1 protein-coding gene and 1 pseudogene are annotated in these 1,547 nt (G+C 60.1%); one reads left to right on the top strand and one right to left on the bottom strand.

Annotation, left to right across the window (positions count from 1 at the left end; all coding sequences use genetic code 11):
• On the bottom strand, positions 1 to 595 hold a 595-nt coding region (locus EOA33_RS35215; RefSeq protein ID WP_127407684.1), incomplete at its 3' end, for a hypothetical protein.
• Positions 596 to 1,170: 575 nt separating this feature from the next.
• Here EOA33_RS35215 and EOA33_RS35220 point away from each other — a divergent pair.
• A pseudogene (locus EOA33_RS35220) lies at positions 1,171 to 1,547 on the top strand (IS21 family transposase); the annotation flags it as partial.

The raw sequence follows: 1,547 nt of genomic DNA on the forward strand, positions 1-1,547 counted from the left end.
CTGTGGAACACAGTTGACCGGGGCAGATGTCTTGCCACAGGCGCCAATCAACCCACCGGCAGCTCTCAATAAACGACTGATCGCCGCCCTCAGCGAACCGTCGCATGTGGTCCGCGGGTGCGGCTGTGAACGCCTCCCACACCGCCGCCTTGATCGACTGCGGGATCGCCATGATGGCACTTTGCAAGATGGACGGGTCGACAACGTCGCGCATGATCACCGGGCCGTCGACTGCCGCCATATCCGCGAGACTCCCGATAATCGAAGTGTCCAAATCGAAAAACAGCCAGTCGTCGGGCAGCTCCGGGCGGAACAGCTCCATCTTCGCCCACCAGCCCGGCCACCCATACCGGAGCGGTATTACCTCGACGCCTGGCACGTTGATGTCGGAGAAGCAACGGAACTTGGCGCCGGGCAAATGCTCGGTCACCTGATCCAATAGACGGGCAACATGGCGCGGCGCGTATTCGCCGCCCGAGCGGAGGACGCAAGCAACCGTCTTCATGCTGCCAGGCCGCCTTGCCCGATCGTCATCTTTGGATGGTTCCGCAATCGGGAGACCTGCGGCGGCGATATTTTCGGTGACCGTGCTCATGGGGCGATTTCTCCTCAGTCCGTGAGCGTTTGCGGATAACCACGCCTGTCCCGTGCCAAAGGAGGAAATGATTTCAAAACAATAAGATAGATCTGGCTCTGCTATGTTGCGTATCCGACATCGTCGGACATCGGACAACGCCAAACGCGGTTGCACGACGTGTGAATTCCGTTTTCGCGCGGAGGAACCTGTCCCATTCCTGGGACGATGGCAGAGACTACTGCAGGATTTGTCTAGTCCGCGACACGGCCTCTTCGGCCCGGCTGCCTGCTGAGCTCTTGAGCTCTCGTTTAAGTCATTGAAGAATAATCAGAAGATTCTCTAGCTCTCTTTCTGCGCAGTTGGCGCGACTTTTGAGCCTCCGTTGTCGTAAGGCCTGCTGACCGGTATTGATGACATCGCGATCAGGAACGAAGGAAAGAAAGCAGCATGTCAGGTATGGGTCAGATACCCGCATGCCGAGCGAGGTTTTCGTCCTTACGCGGAGCTTCATTTCAGCTTTCTTGAGATCGAGCATGAGGTTTGGCGGCTCGCTTGCGGACGCGATCAGCTGTAACGCGGTGGTCAAAGGCCGGGTCCTGGCGCGGCTGCGCAATAAGCGCTTTTTTTGCCTGGCGGAGCTGAACGCCGCCATCCGCCTGCTCGTCGCCGAACTCAACGCCCGCCAGATGCGCGGCTTCGGCTCCAGCCGCGCCGAGCTCTTCGCCGAGATCGACAGGCCGAAGCTGGGAAAGCTGCCAGACCAGCCAAACGTCCTTGCGCGCTGGAAGCGTTGCCGTGTCGCGCCCTTTATCATGTCGAGGTCGACGGACGCTGGTATTCCACGCCCTACCGCCTGATCCCCGAGCTCGTCGAGGTGCGTATCGCGGACAACACTGTCGAGATCTTCCACAAGGGGCAGCGGATCGCAAGCCCCACGCCCGTGCGCCCAACCGGCACGGCCACACCACCG

This window comes from Mesorhizobium sp. M4A.F.Ca.ET.050.02.1.1 (assembly GCF_003997725.1).
GTDB lineage: Bacteria > Pseudomonadota > Alphaproteobacteria > Rhizobiales > Rhizobiaceae > Mesorhizobium.